The 18,927-nt window shown below is 49.0% G+C and carries 15 protein-coding genes; 7 read left to right on the top strand and 8 right to left on the bottom strand.

What is annotated here, in order from left to right:
* Positions 1–54: 54 nt before the first annotated feature.
* The 5 genes from ACNI29_RS11795 to ACNI29_RS11775 all read right to left on the bottom strand — a co-directional run bounded on the left by ACNI29_RS11795 (position 55) and on the right by ACNI29_RS11775 (position 5,178).
* Complete coding sequence (locus ACNI29_RS11795) at positions 55–831, bottom strand: prephenate dehydrogenase/arogenate dehydrogenase family protein (RefSeq protein ID WP_419778568.1); 777 nt, start codon at positions 829–831, stop codon at positions 55–57.
* Positions 832–833: 2 nt separating this feature from the next.
* Positions 834–2,168 carry a 3-phosphoshikimate 1-carboxyvinyltransferase gene (gene aroA / locus ACNI29_RS11790; protein WP_419778567.1) on the bottom strand — a complete coding sequence of 445 codons (1,335 nt, stop codon included), beginning with the start codon at positions 2,166–2,168 and terminating at the stop codon, positions 834–836.
* 82 nt (positions 2,169–2,250) lie between these two features.
* Positions 2,251–3,354: a prephenate dehydratase gene (gene pheA, locus ACNI29_RS11785; protein WP_419778566.1), complete on the bottom strand. Its 1,104-nt coding sequence runs from the start codon at positions 3,352–3,354 to the stop codon at positions 2,251–2,253.
* A 7-nt stretch (positions 3,355–3,361) separates the two neighbouring features.
* Positions 3,362–4,345 (bottom strand): 3-dehydroquinate synthase II family protein, encoded by a 984-nt coding sequence (locus ACNI29_RS11780; protein ID WP_419778565.1) that lies wholly within the window; start codon positions 4,343–4,345, stop codon positions 3,362–3,364.
* A gap of 35 nt (positions 4,346–4,380) precedes the next feature.
* Complete coding sequence (locus ACNI29_RS11775; RefSeq protein WP_419778564.1) at positions 4,381–5,178, bottom strand: 2-amino-3,7-dideoxy-D-threo-hept-6-ulosonate synthase; 798 nt, start codon at positions 5,176–5,178, stop codon at positions 4,381–4,383.
* 558 nt (positions 5,179–5,736) lie between these two features.
* Here ACNI29_RS11775 and ACNI29_RS11770 point away from each other — a divergent pair.
* From ACNI29_RS11770 to ACNI29_RS11740, 7 genes are all read left to right on the top strand, one after another.
* A complete protein-coding gene (locus tag ACNI29_RS11770; protein WP_419778563.1) occupies positions 5,737–7,107 on the top strand; it encodes an ammonium transporter in 1,371 nt (456 codons plus the stop codon).
* A gap of 30 nt (positions 7,108–7,137) precedes the next feature.
* Positions 7,138–7,467, top strand: coding sequence for a P-II family nitrogen regulator (locus tag ACNI29_RS11765; protein ID WP_419778562.1), 330 nt, complete (start codon positions 7,138–7,140; stop codon positions 7,465–7,467).
* A 185-nt stretch (positions 7,468–7,652) separates the two neighbouring features.
* Positions 7,653–8,873, top strand: coding sequence for an EAL domain-containing protein (locus tag ACNI29_RS11760; protein ID WP_419778561.1), 1,221 nt, complete (start codon positions 7,653–7,655; stop codon positions 8,871–8,873).
* A 92-nt stretch (positions 8,874–8,965) separates the two neighbouring features.
* On the top strand, positions 8,966–9,865 hold the full coding sequence (rarD, locus tag ACNI29_RS11755; RefSeq protein WP_419778560.1) for an EamA family transporter RarD: 900 nt from the start codon (positions 8,966–8,968) through the stop codon (positions 9,863–9,865).
* 63 nt (positions 9,866–9,928) lie between these two features.
* Complete coding sequence (locus ACNI29_RS11750; protein WP_419778559.1) at positions 9,929–12,223, top strand: diguanylate cyclase domain-containing protein; 2,295 nt, start codon at positions 9,929–9,931, stop codon at positions 12,221–12,223.
* 195 nt (positions 12,224–12,418) lie between these two features.
* Positions 12,419–13,837, top strand: coding sequence for an aspartate ammonia-lyase (gene aspA, locus ACNI29_RS11745; RefSeq protein ID WP_419778558.1), 1,419 nt, complete (start codon positions 12,419–12,421; stop codon positions 13,835–13,837).
* 70 nt (positions 13,838–13,907) lie between these two features.
* Positions 13,908–15,134 carry an aromatic amino acid transport family protein gene (locus ACNI29_RS11740; RefSeq protein ID WP_419778557.1) on the top strand — a complete coding sequence of 409 codons (1,227 nt, stop codon included), beginning with the start codon at positions 13,908–13,910 and terminating at the stop codon, positions 15,132–15,134.
* Positions 15,135–15,281: 147 nt separating this feature from the next.
* Here the strand turns inward: ACNI29_RS11740 and ACNI29_RS11735 are convergent, their stop codons facing one another.
* The 3 genes from ACNI29_RS11735 to ACNI29_RS11725 all read right to left on the bottom strand — a co-directional run bounded on the left by ACNI29_RS11735 (position 15,282) and on the right by ACNI29_RS11725 (position 18,591).
* Entirely contained in the window at positions 15,282–16,277 is a 996-nt protein-coding gene (locus tag ACNI29_RS11735; RefSeq protein ID WP_419778556.1) for an NADase-type glycan-binding domain-containing protein, read from the bottom strand.
* 160 nt (positions 16,278–16,437) lie between these two features.
* Positions 16,438–16,701 (bottom strand): RNA-binding regulator, encoded by a 264-nt coding sequence (gene rbp, locus ACNI29_RS11730; protein WP_319778537.1) that lies wholly within the window; start codon positions 16,699–16,701, stop codon positions 16,438–16,440.
* A 249-nt stretch (positions 16,702–16,950) separates the two neighbouring features.
* Positions 16,951–18,591, bottom strand: a complete 1,641-nt coding sequence (locus ACNI29_RS11725) for a DEAD/DEAH box helicase (RefSeq protein ID WP_419778555.1) — start codon at positions 18,589–18,591, stop codon at positions 16,951–16,953.
* Between the last annotated feature and the right edge of the window lie 336 nt (positions 18,592–18,927).

The following is an 18,927-nucleotide window of genomic DNA, read 5'->3' as shown; positions in this document are numbered from 1 at the left end:
AAAAAAGGCCGCGTTCGGGAGAACGCGGCCTTTGAATTTCAGATGCACTTCTCCCTAGGAACTGTTTTCACGCCACCACCAAGAAGCACGGTCTGCAAGCAGATCCATGTCGCCAGCGGCTGCAAGGGAGAGAAAAGAACGGAACAGACGGGTAGCTTCCTGACTGTACTGATTGGCATCAGTAATAGTGCCGAAGAGATCGCTGTCCTGAGTAACCATCTTACGCGCTGATTCCAGTCTGCGCTTAAAAGAAGGGGTTACGAATTTTTTGATATTGGGAATTTCCCGTGAACAGGCCAGAAATGCAATTGTGGAACTGAAGTTCAGGGCCTGAATCATTGCCATGGCCTTGTCGTGCTCTTCTATGGAAGATTCGAACGCGCCGAAATTGAGCCGCTCGAAGAAATCCTTTACTGCCAGCAATGCCGGACGGTCTTCTTCGCGCTCGGCAACAAGAGCCACTGTGGGGTCGAAATCAGTGGGAATAACCGGTCCGAACAAAGGATGTGTGCCTACGACAGGTCCATCGTATGCGCGCAGCATCTGCTGCACCGGACGTCCCTTGACCGAGCCGACATCAGAAAGAATGGCACCTTTGCGCATATGCGGGATAACGATGGGCAGCACCTCGTCCATTACCGTTACCGGAATGCACAGGATAACCAGATCGGTATCGGGTAGGCGGCGCGCCATCTTCTCCTGATCGAGCGGGGTATCAAAGCGGTAGACCATCATTCCCGCCCGTTCGGCAGTGAGCGCGAGGAAACCACCCATCTGTCCACGGGACCCGATGACGGCTACGCTATGAATTTTCTCAAACTCGCACTCCATGACTAACAACCATTTCCTTTTTTGACTTTTTCCCATTCATCCCAGAATCCGGGGAAGGATTTTGCAACACAACCGGGTTCTTCGGGGATTGATTCGATACCCGCCATGGCAAAAATCGCGGTACACATGGCTAAGCGGTGATCATCGTAGGTTTTGAAAACAATGCGTTCGCCTTTTTTGAGCGGGGCCGGAATGATGGTGATGGAATCATCGGTAATCTCGGCCTTGCCGCCGGCACGCATAACTTCGGCAGCACTGGCTTCGAGACGGTCACATTCCTTGATGCGCAGGTGGGCCACATTGGTGATGGTGGTCGGGCTGTCCGCAAAAGCGGCAACCACAGCCACAGTAGGAACGAGATCGGGACATTTGCCCATGTCCACTTCAACACCGTGAAGCTGTGAGGGGTAGACAGTCACACTGTGATCATCACTCTCGATCTTCGCACCCATGGATTCAAGAATGTACATGATTGCGCGATCACCTTGAAGTGATTTTACGGACATTCCATCAATCTTAACAGGTTTGTGACCTACCGCCCCGGCAGCAAGAAAATATGAAGCATTGGACCAGTCGCCTTCAACGCGGTATTCATCACGCTCGAATTTGGAAGGCTCGACCACGAAACGGATTTCACCGGGCTCAACCTTTTCGACTTTTCTCCAGTCGGTCTTGGTCCACACACCATTCTGCTTTCTCTGGACCTCAAACTTAACCCTAAAGTCTTCCATCACATTCAGGGTCAGTGCAACATAAGGCCATGACACCGCTTTTTTACCAACTATATTAATGATAGTTGTCTCGCCGGCCAGAGGAGCACCGAGCAGTAAGCCGGAAAGGTATTGGCTGGACTCCTCAAGAGAAATGTTCATCTCTTTACCTTTAAATCCCCTCGCTTCCAGAGTCACCGGGGGATACCCCTGCTTGTCGGAAAAAGTAACCTTGGTTCCCTGAGATTCCAGTGCGCTGGTCAAAGCACCGATGGGACGGTCATGCATGCGTGGGGTTCCCTGCACCCGGAAAAGTCCCTTCCCAGCTCCGGCCAGAGCGGTTATCAAACGGCAGGTTGTGCCGGAATCACGCATCTCCAGAACGGCAGGTTCTTTAACTCCGCCACGGGGGCCGCCATCCATTCCGGTCACGGTGGTGGCAGTTCCATCAATATTGAACTGCGCGCCCATGGTGGCCAGACAATCCATGGTCCGGTTGATGTCGTTACTATCCAGCGGATCAAGGACAACAGTAGAGCCTTCGGACAATGCCCCGGCAATCAAGGCCCTGTGGGACAGGGACTTTGAAGACGGAGCTTTAACTACAATTACGTTATCAGAAGTCATTTTATATATTCCCGGCTAATGAAGCCTAGTAGAAAAATATTTATTGAAAGTGGCGAAGCCCTATTAAAAGTTTTTGGGATTCTTAAATTTTACTGCCTTCCTGTGCTCCTGCCGGGTAGCAGCCCAGAATCTTGAAAGTCAGGCAGCGCGCTTTGAGATCTTCGATAAGTGAAGCGTGTTCTTCAGCTCCGAGATCACCCTGCAAATCAACAAAAAACATGTACTTCCACTTTTCACCAAGTGCGGGCCGCGACTCAAGCTTGGTCATGTTTATGTCATGACCGGAAAGCTCGTTGAGGACCTCAACCAGTGCACCGGGTCTGTCCGGGGTAGTGAAAAGCAGCGAAGTTTTATCGCGCTTATCTTCCTGACCTGGTTTGGGTCCGATGATCAGAAAGCGGGTCCAGTTATCCGGCAGGTCTTCAATCGCTTCTGCGGTGACATGCAATCCGAAAAGGTTCGCCAGCTTTACGTGGCCTACGGCTGCTACAGATTCATCGCTTTCGGAAACCATCTGCGCGGCCTTGGCAGTGGACTCAACAGACACGAGCTCTGCACCGGGCATGTTGGCCCGAAGCCATCCGGTGCATTGCTCTAGTGCCTTGGAGTGAGAGTAGACAGTTTTGATCTCGCTGATGTCGGCACCCTTGGTCATCAGTCCGTGGCTGATACGGTGGTACAGCTCGGACTGAATGAACACCGGGTAACGCATGAACAGATCAACATTCTGTCCTACCGTTCCCTTGAGCGAATTTTCAAGGGGGATGATGCCGAGGTCGGCTTCGCCCTTGGAAACGGCAACAAAAATATCTTCAAAATTGTTTTTGGGAAGCAGATCAGCCTGACGTCCCATGTGCTGTAATCCGGCAAAATATGAAAATGTCCCTTCGGGGCCTAGATAGACCACGCGCTCAGGCCTCTGCAGCCTGCGGGAAGAAGAAATAATTTCGCGATAAATTGCTTCAAGGTGCTCGGGGGGGAGAGTTCCGGGGTTGCGCTCAATGAGACCACGCAATACTTCCTGCTCCCGGAAAGGCTTAAAAATCTGGTCAGATGATCCGGCCTTGATAGCTCCAACCGCAAGAGACGCAGCGGCACGCTTATTGAGAAGCTCTAGAATTTCACTGTCGAGTGAATCGATTTCCACACGCAGATCGCCAAGATTTTTTTTGCTGGACTGTGACATTTTTTTATTAATCCTCTGAAATTTCTTCTTTGATACGCATTCCGAAATGACGTCCTGCATCATCAATGCGGCAAAGAATCTGGTCGCCTTCTTTCAGTGTTACCACACTTACAGGCTCGCCGTCACCGCTGACTACACGAATGGTTTCCGCATTCTGGAGAAAAACCTTGCCGGCAACCGGACCTTCAGGAGTTTCAACCTCAGCGCTGATCAGCAGCATGGGGCGGACTTCAAGCTTACTGCGCCCTACTACGGCAACAGAAGTATTTCCGTCCTTGTCCACAACCAGCACCTCGGAACCGGAACGCAGTTCTTCGAGATAGGTGGTTTTATCACCGGGCAGAAGCGCGTAAGCATGGACAGCCCCGGCATTAACCCGGAAAGGACGGGCTGCAACATAGGGGTTGGATTCGGTTTCAGCATGTACGAGAAAGGTGAAGGCGGAAGAATTTCCGGTCAGAATACCCTGCCCTTTCTTGAGCTTGGAAGTGGTATCCACGCAGACGCGGTGGGCCAGTCCGGCAGATTCAATTTTGGTGATTGTTGCTTTTTGTAATTCCATCTTACCCTGCGAGAGTTTCAGTTCGGCTACTATCTGTTTAAGATCGGCAGCACCTTCGGGTGTGACTACGATGGCGTCAGCTCCACGCTCCATAACGGAAGCAGCAAGTCTTGCGCGTTCGAGAGATTCAGCTTCAAGGGCGAGGGCGTCAATCTGGGCAAGCAGGTTTTCAACCGGGATAATCTCCCAGCCTGCTGCAAGGCAGACATCTTTACCTTTTCTGTCCAGATCCACCGCCACAGCTTCATCCGCTTTCTCGGTGATGGCAACACAAGGCATGTCATCGGGAGTAATTACATTTACCCGGCCAAGAGATTCGATGGTCTCCTTGTCTTCCGGGGAAGTCAGTATCGCGTCCACACCGGACTCCAGAGCGAGGCTGACGAGATTCTTCTCGAAGGGGATAGCTTTAAAAATAATTTTTTTCATTTTTGTATTCCTGAATTTCAACCTAACACCGGCAACTATTCGCCAATGTGTGCGAGAGCGTTATCTACAGTTTCGTCTTCGTGAACAACCATGTGCAATGCTTCCATCAGCTTAACGCGATTTTCATGCTGGAAAACATTACGGCCAACAGAAAGTCCGGCACCCCCGGCTTCGATGGAATCGGAAACCATCTGCAGGAAATCGCGGGTGGAATCAAGCTTGGGACCACCGGCAATTACGACCGGGATACAGCAACCTTCAACCACGTCTTTAAAAGTTTCCATGTCGCCGGTGTAAGGAACTTTTACGATATCTGCTCCCAGTTCTTCACCTGCGCGGGCGCAATGGGCAACAACTTCAGGATCGAATTCGTCTTTGATTTTCGGGCCGCGGGCGTAAACCATAGCCAGAACCGGAACCCCCCAGTTGGTGGCTGCGGAAGCAACTTCTCCGAGATCGGAAAGCATCTGCGCTTCGGCCTCATCACCGAGGTTTACGTGAACGGAAACAGCATCAGCGCCAAGACGAAGCGCGTCTTCAACAGTACCGACCAGTGTTTTCTTGTTAGGCAGGGGGGAAAGACAGGTGGATGCGGAAAGATGAACGATAAGCCCTACGTCTCCACCCTCTTCGCGGTGGGAGCAGCGAACCAGTCCTTTGTGCATCAGCACGGCGTTGGCTCCGCCTTTGACCATATCGTTAACTGCCCGGCGCATGGAACGCAGTCCTTTGAGAGGTCCGACACTGATACCGTGGTCCATGGGAACAACGATGGTCCGGCCTGTATTACGGTTTACTATCCGCTCCATTCTTACACTTTTACCAATCTGCATTTTAATTTCTCCTGAAGTTTGCCTCTAAGTTCTCCAAGATCCGCTTCCCTTTGGCGACCCGTGCTTAAAAAAAAAGGGCCGCCGGCGATTCTTCGCCTGCGGCCCTTTCGTAGAGGTCGTTTGCTATGTCTTCTCTTCTTACTTTTTGTACAAGCAAACCTCCACCCGACCACAAGCGTGGGTGCACCAAAAATAAAAAAAGTAAAAAAAGTAAGAGAGGCCAGTGCCTAGGGTGTTGAAAGTCTGCATGGGTGTTACTTAACCGGGTCCTGAAAAAATTGTCAACAACTTTATTTATTTTTTTACCATCATTAATATTATGAACGCCATTTGTAATTTTTACCCACCGCCCACGATACTCAAAACCAACAAGTTTACCTTTTTGTAATTTTACATACGATCAAATAGAACAAAAACGTTCAAAAATACATTTTTGTAACCGTATATTCTGGATTAACCCATAATTTAATCAATCATTACAAGACATTACAGACTTGGCACAGTCCATGCTTTAAGAAAAACATCCTTGAAGCAATCAACATCCCTAAGGAGGACTGTATGACTATTAAACGTTCAATGGTAGGCCGCAAAACCACGGCTCTCGCAACTCTCATGCTCCTGGCAGCACCTTCCGCAGCATTCGCGGCAGAAGAAGCAATGTCCCAGACCCACGGTAACATTCTCTGGACCCTTCTTGCCGGTATTCTTGTTTTTTTTATGCAGGCAGGTTTCGCATGTGTTGAAGCAGGATTCACCCGCGCAAAGAGTGCCGGTAACATCCTGATGAAAAACTTTCTCGATTTTTCCGCCGGATCAGTAATCTTTTTCCTTTTTGGATTCGGCCTCATGTTCGGTATTGATGCAGGCGGTTTTGTCGGAAGCTCCGGCTTCGGCCTCGCCGGTACCGGCCTGACCGACCCTGATTCACAGTGGACCCTGACATTCTGGTTCTTCCAGTCTGTATTCGCAGCAACTGCGGCAACTATCGTATCCGGTGGTATTGCTGAACGTACTAAATTCAGCAGCTATATCCTCGTAACCGCTATTGTAACCGGACTTATTTATCCTATCTCCGGACACTGGGCATGGGGATCTCTCTGGCTGGGCGACGCCGGAGCCGGCTGGCTTGAAGGCATAGGATTCATGGATTTCGCAGGCTCTACCGTAGTTCACTCCGTGGGTGGCTGGATCGCTCTGGCCGGTGCCATGGTACTCGGACCCCGTATCGGCAAGTACACTGCGGACGGCAAAGCAAAAGCTATCCCCGGTCACAACATTCCTCTGGCATCACTTGGCGTATTCATCCTCTGGTTCGGCTGGTTCGGTTTCAACCCCGGCTCCACCACCACTGCAGATGGTTCCATCGGTCTCATCGCAGTAACCACAAGCCTCTCCGCCTGTGCAGGAACCCTTGGTGCAATGTTCACCTCATGGTTCAAATACGGCAAACCGGATATCTCCATGACCTGTAACGGTGCGCTGGCAGGGCTGGTCGGTATCACAGCTCCCTGTGCAACTGTAACCCCGGCAGCCTCCCTGCTCATCGGTCTCATCGCGGGTGTGCTGGTAGTACTCTCCATCGAGTTCATTGATAAGGTTCTCAAAATCGACGATCCGGTTGGTGCGGTTTCCGTACACGGTGTCTGCGGAGCATGGGGAACCCTGGCTTGCGGACTGTTCACCGCTCCCGCTCTTAACGACGGCGCAGGCGGCCTCTTCTACGGCGGCGGTTTCGCACTCGTTACCCCCCAGCTTATCGGCATCGCAGTCTGCTTCATCTGGGCATTCGGCATGGGTTATCTCGCTTTCAACATTGCCAAGGCAATCATGGGCATCAGGGTTTCCGCTGAAGAAGAAATGAAGGGCCTCGACATAGCAGAACACGGCATGGAGTCCTACAACGGCTTCCAGATCTTCTCCAACGAATAATCGAACCACCACAAAGAGAGGAATAAAACAATGAAACTCATCATCACATATATCAGGCCCGAATGCCTTACCCCGGTAAAGCAGGCCCTCTATGCCAAAGGAATCTACACCATGTCGGTAACAAACATTCTCGGCTCCGGCAGGGGCGCGGGATTCACAGAAACATACCGCGGTGTCGTTATGGAAGTTAACCTGCTCAAAAAAATCCGCATCGAGATAGGATTGGACGAAGACAAAGTAGAATCAGCACTGGAAGCAATTAAAACCGGAGCACAGACAGGCAAGGAAGGCGACGGAGTAATCTTCGTACAGGACCTGAACAGAACCATCAGAATCAGAACAGGTGAAGAATCACTTTAATCCACATAACTCTTAAAGCAAAATCACTCTAACCCCAATTAGTGTACAGCTGGCCGGGCTTATCTTCGGCAGACAAGCCCGGCCCACCCCAAGTCCGGTGACCACCTCAGCCGGACCTGACGGCCGGAAGGGACTTCCCACCCTTCCGGCCGTTTTTTTGGAAAACAAAAACAAGCGACTGCATTATGAATACTATTTTAGATTTCTCCATAAATGAACTGATTGAAAATGATTGCCTGACCACAGTATTGCAGCCGCTGATTTCCGTGAACCGTAAAGGCTTGCTGGGCTTTGAGGCCCTGACTCGTGCCATTCATCCCCGCACCGGGGAATGTATTCCCCCTTTTACTCTGTTTGACATGTGTGAGGACTTTGAGACCTTAACCCGGCTGGACAGAGCCTGCCGCAAGAAGGCGTTTGAAACATTTGCTCCCATTTCAAGGACAGACCGCTCCCTGCTCTTATCCGTAAATATTGATGCAGCCATCATCAATGAAGAAACCTTCGGCTATGGCATAACCAGAAAAATGGTTAAGAAATGCAATATTCCCGCTAATAATATCATTCTTGAAATCATCGAATCCAAAGCCGGAAGCGACAGGGCACTCAGTTCTTTTGTAGAAAAATCACGAGACCATGGCTTTCTTATAGCCCTTGATGACGTTGGAACCGGACACTCAAACCTTGACCGTATTCCGTCCCTTGAGCCGGACATCATCAAGATAGACCGCTCGCTGATCACCGGGATCAATGAAAGATTTTACAATATGGAAGTGACCCGTTCCCTGATCAGTCTTGCCGAACGCACCGGAAGCCTCCCACTGGCCGAAGGAATTGAAACAGTTGATGAAGCCCTTACCCTGCTCAGTCTTGGTATCGATGTTTTTCAGGGCTATTTTTTCGGCCGTCCCATGCCTGCGGCAATTGCTGCAAATCCGGATATTACTCCTATTAAATTTCTGGCTTCCCGTTTCAAGACTCATGTTCTTGAAAAAATCAACCGCCAGAAAATCATGGAAAACAGCTACAAAAGAATGGCTGGCAAGCTTCGCGAAGCACTCATGGACATCACTCCCGGAACAGCCGATTCAGCACTTTCAGCTTTCATTACCGAGAACACGACTATCGAGTGTGCCTATATCCTCGACACCAACGGGGTGCAGATCTCGGAAACCATATGTAATCCATATAAATTAAAAGAAAACCGCCGCCTTATCTATCAGCCGGCCCCGGAAGGCGCGGACCATTCCTTGAAAGAATACTACCTGACTATCAAATCAGGCAGTAACTGGCACACCACAGCTCCATACATATCACTCGCTTCCGGTAACAACTGCGTAACTGTGTCTACAAAAATTTACGACACCCCGCGTTCTTCTATTCTGTGTATCGATATCAGCATTTGATAATCAGCCGGAGATTTTAATAATTAGTATATTGCAAGCGGTTGATGATTGGCATATCTTTCCTGCCTCATTAATTCAAAAGGAACGGAAAGATGAACAAAAACACCCACGACGGACTGATGTATGCCGCAGCCGCCTTCATCATGTGGGGTTTACTGCCTATCTACTGGAAATCACTAGAAGAAGTACCCTCGCTAGAACTGCTATGCAATAGGATTGTATGGTCTCTTTTTTTTGTAGCAGCTTTGCTTTCCTGCAAAAAACGCTGGACAGAAGTTAAAGCAGCCCTTGCTGACAAAAAAGGGAAGATACTACTGACTTTGAGCAGCAGCCTGATCGGGGTAAACTGGTTTATCTACATCTGGGCAGTCAATCACGGTCATGTGGTAGACACCAGCATGGGCTATTATATGACCCCCCTGATGAACGCATTGCTTGGCTTCATCTTCATGAAAGAAAAATTGAACAGATTGCAATCCCTTGCCATCATGTTTGCGGCCTGTGGTGTAGCGTATTCTATAATTGATTACGGCCATATCCCGTATATAGCATTAACTCTGGCTGTCTCTTTCGCCTTTTACGGTCTGGTGCGCAAGATTATGAAAGTTGAATCTCTACCGGGCCTTTTTGTAGAGACAGCCGTACTGGCTCCGGCATCGGCGGCTTACCTTATCTGGCTGGCCTTTTCTGGAGAAATAAGTATATACAAAATAAGCACATTAGATAATATTCTGCTGTTTGGGGCCGGAGCGGCAACATCTCTACCGCTCATATTCTTTGCCCATGGAGCACGCAGGCTGAGGCTTGTTACCTTGGGTATGATGCAATACATAGCCCCCACTCTGGCACTACTGCTTGGTGTTTTTGTATACAACGAGCCTTTCAACTCAGCCAGACTGATTACTTTTGCCCTTATATGGAGTGGTATTGTAATCTATATTGCGGATGGGATAAGCAAAAATTTCAAGGTAGTATCAAAACTAAACGGCTGATTGAAATGACTCAAACGGACAACAATATAAATAAAGCACAGAAAAATAAGCCCGGAGCCAAACTTGATTCTCTCAGCTAAAGCAGGTAATTTTTTCAGCAAATGGATTCCTTTCAAGCTGATAATTCCCTTGATCATGATTTTGAGCATTGCCAGCTACCTTTGCCTGAAGCTCGATACCATGTCTATTCGCGACCAGGAAAGGGTCTTCAATGAACAGCAATCCCTACAGGCAAAACTGACTGCCACCGCACTGAAAGACAAACTAGACGGTGTAGTAGATTCTGCAACTACACTGGCTCGCTATTCGCTGGTTGATTTCATTGAAGGTAAACGCTCAGCCCAATCCATCAAACGCCTCTTCAAAATTAAACAGAATGACCTTGGCTCACTTATGCTCCTGAGCTTCCATACTGTAAAAAAAGACGAACCCCTTACCTCTGAAATAAACTCCAGCAAACTGATGCAGGCCCACCAGATGGCGCTCAAATGGACAGAAAAATATTTTTCCGCAGTGGAGGGTATGCGTTCTGGATTCCTAACCACTAAACCGCTCATTAATGATAAGCTGCGTTTGGCCGGACTAATAATGCCTGTATGGGTAAAGAATAAATTTGCAGGCATACTGACTGTGGTCATCGACTTAGACAAATTAACCGATAAATACATTTCATCGCTTCAGGTCGGCAAATACGGATCAGGCTACATAGTCGACGGTTCAGGCACTGTCATATTTGATCAGGAACCGGAAATTCTGGGAAAGAATATTTTTGAACTACACAAGGGCTATCAGGACCTGATTAAAATTGATTCACGCATGATGCATGAACCTTATGGCTCAGGAGAATACTCATTTACCGTCAAACGCGATAAATATGTGGAGCGCAAGCTGGTTGCCTGGGATACTGCAAAGCTGGGCGAAATGAAACTGGTGGTCGCCATATCCGCACCGGAAACAGATGCTACCAGCTCCATGGCCTCCGCTCGGGCTATACGTTCGGCAATGTTCATTTTTATCCTGCTGTTGTTTTTCGCCATTATTTTCTTTTTTTACTACCACAGATCACAACAAATCCTTCTCCGCCAAAACAAGAAATTACGAAGCAAAGACAATTTATTCGAAGCTATTGCCGGAAACGCACCGGGTATCATATATAAATGCGAAATGAGCCAGCCTTATAAAATGCATTACATCAGCTCCAAGGTTGTCCGGGTCACCGGTTACCACACCGAAGACTTCCTCAAAGACGGTAAAAGCCTGTATTATGACCTTGTGCATCCCAATGACCGCACAGCGCTGAAGAATGAAATCAGCAAGGGAATAAGCAACCACTGTTCCTTTGAACATGAATATCGCATCATCCGCAATGATGGTTCTGAGCGCTGGGTTTACGAAAAAGGAACCAAGCTCCCTGATGAAAACAGCATAGTCGGGTTCATCCTTGACATTACTGACCGTAAAAAGAAGGAAGAAGCTTTAAGACGCGCGGAAGAAAACTACAGGACCCTTTTCACAACTGCGCCGCTCGGGATATTCCAGACCACGCCACAGGGCAAATTCATCAACGCCAACAGGCGGATGGCTTCATATTACGGATACCCTTCAATGCAAGAGTTTTTTGATGAAATAAAAAATATTTCAAAAGACTGCTATGTTTCCTCTGGCGAACGAGAACGTCTTATTACCATTCTGGAAAAATTCGGTCACACAGATAACTTCGAAGCCATGCACAAGCGCAAGGACGGTTCAACCTTCTGGGCCAGTGAATCCATCATGGCCATCAAAGATGATGAAGGAAAAATCGTGCGCATGGACGGCTTCCTCATGGATATTTCCGAGCGCAAAGAGCATGAGGAAACCATGCGCCGTCTGGCCATGTTTGACAACCTGACAGGACTGCCCAACCGGGTTCTCTTCGACGACCGTCTGAAACAGGCACTTTCACACGCAAAAAGAAACCGCATGAAAGTTGCCATCCTCTATGCCGATCTCGATAACTTCAAGCAGGTCAATGACGAACTGGGGCACATGGCCGGAGATATAGTACTCAAGGAAGTTGCGGGAAGGTTCAGCGATTGTCTAAGGACAAGCGATACTCTCTCGCGAATCGGAGGTGACGAATTCATCTTCATCCTGCAGGATGTCGGGACACGCAATGAGATTGAAGTTGTTGCCCAGCGCATCATCGACTCCATGCGTCCGCCATTTTACGTTGGCGAAAAAATATACCGCATAGGTGTCAGCATAGGTATCAGTGTATTCCCCGACGACAGCAAAACGAAAGAGCACCTGATCCGCATTGCTGATGAAGCCATGTATAAGGCCAAGAACAGAGGCAAAAACAGTTTCTCATTTTAGCCAATAAAGCAGTTTCACAAAAACGGCACATTTTCAGCCAGTAATCGTATGAACAAAGAGTTCAATCAGTTGTATTGACCCCACATACCGATATGCTAAAAGTAAACAAAAAGGGTTGTAATGTGCCGGGGACTCTCCTGCGCACTTTCTCCACCCTTCACATTCTAAGTACACTACTACTCTTTGGAGAAAGAAATGAAAATTCGCATTGAGCACGACTGCATAGGACAAAAGGACGTCCCTGAAGAAGCTCTCTACGGCGCCCAGACCATGCGGGCATCCGAGAACTTCCGCATCACCGGGATTCCCATTTCCCACTATCCGCATATCATTTATTCAATGGCCCAGATCAAAAAAGCCGCAGCACTCACCAACAATGAGTTAGGCAAACTTGACGATGAAAAAACAAAAGCCATTGTCTTTGCATGCGACGAACTGCTGGCCGACAAGCACCATGACCAGTTCATTGTCGATATCATCCAGGGCGGAGCCGGAACCTCCACCAACATGAACGCCAACGAAGTAATCGCTAACATCGGCCTTGAGCATCTCGGCTTCAAACGCGGTGAATATGACAATCTGCACCCGAATATCCACATCAATATGGCTCAATCCACCAACGACGTCTATCCTACCTGCCTCCGGCTGACCCTGATTGCCAAGATGGATCAACTCATCGATTCTATGGAATATCTGCAGGAAAGCTTCGCAGCCAAGGGTAAAGAATTTTCCCATATCCTGAAAATGGGCCGAACCCAGCTTCAGGATGCAGTGCCCATGACTCTCGGTCAGGAATTCACTTCCTACTCGGTCATGGTCGGCGAGGACATTGAACGGGTACGCGAAGCAAAGACCCTGATCTGCGAGATCAACATGGGCGGAACCGCCATCGGAACCGGACTGAATGCACCGCCTAAATACGCCCAGATGGTTACAGACAAGCTCAAGGAGATAAGCGGTTTCGACCTTGAACTGGCCCCGGACCTCGTTGAAGCCACTCAGGATACAGGTGCATACGTACAGCTTTCCGGCGTGCTGAAACGCGTTGCCGTTAAAATTTCCAAAATATGCAACGACCTGCGTCTTCTTTCTTCAGGACCACGCTGTGGATTTAATGAAATTAATCTTCCGCGCATGGCTCCGGGTTCCTCAATCATGCCCGGCAAAGTCAACCCGATCATCCCGGAAGTGGTCAACCAGATTGCTTTCACCGTAATCGGCAGCGACGTCACCGTAAGTATGGCGGCAGAAGGCGGACAGCTTGAGCTGAACGTCATGGAACCTGTAATTTCCGCCAGCCTGCTTAATTCCCTGACCATCATGCGCCGGGGATTCCGCACCCTCGCCGACCGATGCATCTCCGGCATAACTGCCAATGAAGATGTCTGCCGGAGCTACGTGGAAAACAGCATCGGGCTGGTTACTGCTCTCAACCCATACATCGGCTACGAAAAATCAACCGAGGTCGCCAACGAAGCGCTCACATCCAACCGCTCGGTATACGATATCGTTATCGAGAAGGGGTACATGTCCAAGGAAGATCTCGACAAGGCTCTGTCGCCTGAAGCCATGGTTCACACGCACCCGTTGAACCTCGTTGAAACCGAAAAATAGAATTTTTAAGGCCCGCACAACCAATACTGTGCGGGCTTTTTTTTCAACTTATTTGCAACAGGAGATATGAATGACGCAGGAAAAATCAGCTTCCGCCCTGTCCATGATGTTCGTTGTTGTGGGGAACATGCTCGGAGCGGGTATTCTCGCCCTGCCTGTTAACCTCTGTGCGGCCGGGTTCTACCCTTCCGTAGCCGCAACCCTGCTTATGTGGGTGCTTATGACTTACACTGCACTGATCTACTCAGAACAAAAAAGCCTGACCACCAATGAAAACGCGGACCTGCCCACATTCTTTCACCATGAACTTGGCAATGCCGGAAAATGGGTAACAATAGTCGCCAACCTGATTATTCTTTACGGGGTGCTGGTAGCCTATCTTTGCGGAATCTCAGCCATCATAATGAGCCTGCAATCCACCCTGCCCCAATCGGTTATCATGGTTCTTTATTTCGCGCTGGTCACCGGGATGACCGCATTCGGCATGCAGATGATGAAGAAATGTACGCCTTACATGGTCACCATCATGTGGATTACCTTCGGCGCACTGGTTTTCATGGTTGTGCCCGATGTTTCCGCCCCAAACCTCGAAGCTTTTGACTGGACATATATCCCGGCAGGCCTTCCAGTCCTGCTCATGGCCTTTCATTTCCACAACATAATCCCCAGCATCTGCCGCACGCTGGGACATGACCGTAAAAAAATCCGTACCGCAATCATCGGCGGAACCACCATCGGCATGGTCATGAATATCACCTGGCTGCTGGTTGTGCTCGGTGCGCTACCGCTCTCCAATCCTGAAACACATATCGACCTGATCACCGCATTCGGCAACAACGACCCGGCTACCATCCCGCTGGAAAAACTGCTCCAGACCCCAGTATTTACCTATGTGGCCCTGATCTTTGCCGTGGTTGCCATGTCCACAGCTTTTATGGCTAACGGTACAGCACTTCTCAGCTTCATGCGAGATCTGGCCTCCAGCAACTTCGGTATTGATAACAAGATTGTAATCTGGTGTTTATCTTTCATTCCGCCGCTTCTGGTCGGGCTGCTCTATCCAGATATTTTTCTGGTGGCGATCAACCTCGTCGGCGGGGTAGGTGAGTGCATCATCTTCGGAATACTGCCCGGATTTATCGTTTGGAAATACTCACCGGAAGGGTCCATACGCAAATATTCTGGCATGCTGCTTATCATATGTTTCGCTGCGGTACTGCTGATTGAACTGGGACAGGAGTTTGGCCTGCTGCACCTCAGCCCCAATGTTGAGTACTGGACCCATCATACCAGATAGGATGCCTCCGGCGGACCTTTCTGGGAACCCTCCGGGGACTTAAACCCTTTTTGTAAAAAGGGTTTAAGATTCCCAAAAACTTTTAGTAATCTTCGCTGCATAAAATAAAAAGCGGTGGTTGACTCATTGTCATCCACCGCTTTTTATTTAAAATTCAGTTTTATTATTAACTTTCCATTCGCCGTACTCTTTCTTCAGATGGAAAAGGGAATTCTCCGTTATCTGGTGCGATTTCATATCATAAATGACCGTGTACTCGCCCTTGACCCAAAGTTCGACTTCTGTGGGGGTCAGGGTCCGGATGCTGTAGCGCAGGCCGGATGTTGAAACTACCGCCTGTTGATATTTATCAAGAACCTTACGCTTTTCCAGCATGGACCGGAAGCTCTCGAAGGTGGAGCTTTCCAGCATAAATTTATCATGCGTATGCATACGTGGATATTCTTCGTTGATGGTCACAAAATTGGTGTAGAATTTATCGAAGAATTCCTTCATTTCATCAAGCACTACCTGCTTTTTTTCCAACTCGCTCATTTTTTCATAAAGAACCTTCTTTTCTTCTGCACTCATCTTGCGAGTATTAAGCACCACCGCTTCCCCGACAACAGAGGTATCCAGAGGATCTTTCACCGGAGCTGCTGCCGCCGCCAATTCTTCCGGGGTAATACGGTGGTATTTGATCAGAATCTCCGCAAACCCTGCATGCTCAACATTCTCCTGCTGATATACTGAACGCACGTTGACTCCCAAACTTGTGGTAGGGAATTTACGGATTCTAGGACTCTGTTTCTTCGCTGAATCGATCAGAGTAAATTCCTGACGCTGACCACCGGAAAAGGAAACTGAAACATTTTTGATCCGGTTGACCTTACCCATGTTGCCACCATCAACTCCGTTCACAATCTTTACGGAATCCACAATAACCTGTGCCGGGAAGAAGAATTGCACCCATTCCCCGACTCCACTGCCATCACCATTCTCAACCCAACCGGTAGTGCTGTTTCCGTCAGTGAGATATCTGCTATCAAAAACAGTTTCTCCGTCCATTGAAACAAAAGAAGAAGTGCGCACATGAAAGGGCTGAGCAAGCGTGACGGACGGAATGCATAAAAGAAAAACAAACAATATTAATTTACGAAGCATGTATGAATCCCCGAAAAGAAAAAATAGGAAGGAACTTTGCTAACCGGAAAAGTTATATCGAAATGCTTTTGGACTGAAAACAAAAAAGCCCGTCTTTCGCAGGAAAAACGGGCTTACGAGCAATTCATTGCTCAGAAAAGACAGTCAAACTATATATTGACTACCAGCGGGGACGCGGTGCACGGGGCTTCGCTTCGTTAACCTTGAGGTTACGGCCGCCGAAGTCTTTACCATCCAGATTGTCGATAGCATCCATTGCGCCAGCGTCTTCCATTTCAACAAAACCGAAGCCACGGGGACGCCCGGTTTCTCTGTCTTCGATGAGTTTAACAGATACAACTTCACCGTAAGCTTCGAAAGCAGCGCGGACTTCGTCTTCAGTTGCAGACCAGGGCAGGTTACCGACATAGATGTTCTTGGACATTAAAAATTCTCCTAAAAAGGTGTAAAAAACTTTCACGCAAATGCGTTAGGTATAAAAAAAAGGAGCGGCGTACAGGATGCGTACACGGCTCCTTGATATACCTGATTAAACTAAAACCAACTTCCTTCCAAGAGGCCGTTGGCAACTACAGACACTGTTTTACTACTTCCACACAAAAGTCAAGAGAAATATTTAGAAAATAAATAATTTCTGCTTATAACTAAAAAGGCTTTGCAGCAAACAGCCTGATTATACTTTAGAAAAACGTGAAGGACGCCGTTTTCTTCTTGGAGGACGCCCAGCTTTACGTTTAGGTGCTTCATCCTGAGAGCTTTTAGATCCTGCTGAGTTACGCTTTTTTACTGGGCGGGAATCGCGTCTTTCATCAGAATGCTTAGTAGGACCGCCGCTCGATTTGCGCCCTGATCCGGACTTACGTCTACCTTCAGACCTACGATCTTCGCTCGACCTGCGATCTTCGCTCGACCTACGATTTTCGCTCGACCTGCGATTGTCGCTCGATCTGCGATTGTCGCTCGACCTGCGATCTTCGCTCGACCTGCGATTGTCGCTCGACCTGCGATTGTCGCTCGACCTGCGATTTTCAGCGGGCTTGCGACCTCTGGATGTTTTGCGCTCTCCAGTAGATTTACGTTCTCCACCTGCTTTACTCTCTTCAACAGGCTTACGATCCCCGGCAGGCTTGCGGCCGCGTGCGGGTTTGCGCCCAACAGCGGGCTTGTGGCCTCCGGCAGGCTTACGGCCTCCGCCCTTCGGCTGATCCCCATGCAAGTTGGGCTTGTCATAATCAAAATCTTCTAAGGTGCGGTGCTCAATGGAGTAACCGACTGCCTTCTCAATCTCACGCATGAGCCGCAGGTCGTCACGGGTAACAAAAGTAAATGCGCTACCACTACGCCCTGCACGCCCGGTCCTGCCGATGCGGTGGGTGTATGTCTCGGCAGTATCCGGAATATCCAGATTGAGCACATGGCTGATTCGGTCACAATCAATTCCGCGCGCCGCGATATCAGTCGCGACCATTACCTTGAATGTTCCGTCACGGAATCCGTCAAGAGAACGCTGCCGCTGATTTTGACTCATATTTCCCTGCAAAAAAGTCGCCTTATGGCCCCTTGCGACAAGCCTGCGGGCAAGGTTTTTTGCCTTGTGCTTGGTACGCGTAAAAATCAGCAGACTATCGTAATTGGTTTCCGCAAGCACCTTGAACAGTAATGTATTCTTCAAATGCTGGCCGACCGGATAAAATGCATGTTCCACTGTCTTGGCCGGGGCGGTATTCGCCACCTGCACAGTTGCCGGACGGTGCAACATTTTATCCGCAAGGTCGCGGATGTCATTGGGCATGGTTGCGGAAAAAAGCAGATTCTGGCGGTTCTTGGGCAGCCGGGACATAATCCGGCGTATATCAGGCAGAAACCCCATATCCAGCATACGGTCAGCCTCATCCAGCACAAGAGTTTCTACTTTATCAAGCTTGATAACTCCCTGATTAATCAAGTCCAGCAGGCGTCCGGGGCAGGCGACAACAACTGATGAACGCCGCGCAGCCTGAATCTGGGGCATAGCTCCCACACCGCCAAAAACAGGAGCACTGCGGATTCCGGCCTCAACGCCCAGCTCCATAAAGTTTTCATGAATCTGCAAAGCCAGTTCACGGGTAGGTGCAAGCACCAGAACCCTTACCGGTCCTTCCCCGGAGAACTTATTCTCCAGTAGGCGCTGCATGATAGGAAGTGCAAAGGCAGCGGTTTTACCGGTTCCGGTCTGGGCAAGGCCCATGACATCATGACCTTTGAGAACTTCGGGAATGGCTTTAGTCTGAATGGGGGTCGGCGTTTCATAGCCGCAAGCATTGATTCCGGCCATTATACGCCGGTCAAAAGAAAATTGTTTAAAACTCACAAATATATCCAGTAGTGAAAGGACTTTATCTGACGGCTACGCGTGACGGTATCCGTGCTGCGGAATTTATCTTCCGAATACTTAATAATCTCTGGGACGTAGGGGATAAGGGCTTCGAAAAGCGAAGCGGATTTCCAGATAAAAAGAATATGATCTTTGCATGCGTCCAGTCACGCCGAGGTGGGAGTTAGTTACTTATTATAGAGTAAATGTAAAGGAGAAATGTGTTACAATAAAAAATTCCGCAGCACATAAGCACTGCGGAATTTCAATATTCAAATCAACATTCCCGAAGGAAAG

Source organism: Maridesulfovibrio spiralis (SeqCode) (genome assembly GCF_048571135.1).
In the GTDB taxonomy this organism is placed as follows: domain Bacteria; phylum Desulfobacterota; class Desulfovibrionia; order Desulfovibrionales; family Desulfovibrionaceae; genus Maridesulfovibrio; species Maridesulfovibrio spiralis.
This window is presented reverse-complemented; position numbering and strand designations above follow the sequence as displayed.

Coding starts and splice junctions, on each gene's coding strand:
- ACNI29_RS11725 (WP_419778555.1), bottom strand. CDS start 18,591: ATGGCCGGAATCAATGCTTGCGGCTATGAAACGCCGACCCCCATTCAG.
- ACNI29_RS11740 (WP_419778557.1), top strand. CDS start 13,908: ATGACGCAGGAAAAATCAGCTTCCGCCCTGTCCATGATGTTCGTTGTT.
- ACNI29_RS11780 (WP_419778565.1), bottom strand. CDS start 4,345: ATGAAAAAAATTATTTTTAAAGCTATCCCCTTCGAGAAGAATCTCGTC.
- rarD (WP_419778560.1), top strand. CDS start 8,966: ATGAACAAAAACACCCACGACGGACTGATGTATGCCGCAGCCGCCTTC.
- pheA (WP_419778566.1), bottom strand. CDS start 3,354: ATGTCACAGTCCAGCAAAAAAAATCTTGGCGATCTGCGTGTGGAAATC.
- ACNI29_RS11765 (WP_419778562.1), top strand. CDS start 7,138: ATGAAACTCATCATCACATATATCAGGCCCGAATGCCTTACCCCGGTA.
- ACNI29_RS11795 (WP_419778568.1), bottom strand. CDS start 831: ATGGAGTGCGAGTTTGAGAAAATTCATAGCGTAGCCGTCATCGGGTCC.
- aroA (WP_419778567.1), bottom strand. CDS start 2,168: ATGACTTCTGATAACGTAATTGTAGTTAAAGCTCCGTCTTCAAAGTCC.
- ACNI29_RS11735 (WP_419778556.1), bottom strand. CDS start 16,277: ATGCTTCGTAAATTAATATTGTTTGTTTTTCTTTTATGCATTCCGTCC.
- ACNI29_RS11775 (WP_419778564.1), bottom strand. CDS start 5,178: ATGCAGATTGGTAAAAGTGTAAGAATGGAGCGGATAGTAAACCGTAAT.
- ACNI29_RS11760 (WP_419778561.1), top strand. CDS start 7,653: ATGAATACTATTTTAGATTTCTCCATAAATGAACTGATTGAAAATGAT.
- aspA (WP_419778558.1), top strand. CDS start 12,419: ATGAAAATTCGCATTGAGCACGACTGCATAGGACAAAAGGACGTCCCT.
- ACNI29_RS11770 (WP_419778563.1), top strand. CDS start 5,737: ATGACTATTAAACGTTCAATGGTAGGCCGCAAAACCACGGCTCTCGCA.
- rbp (WP_319778537.1), bottom strand. CDS start 16,701: ATGTCCAAGAACATCTATGTCGGTAACCTGCCCTGGTCTGCAACTGAA.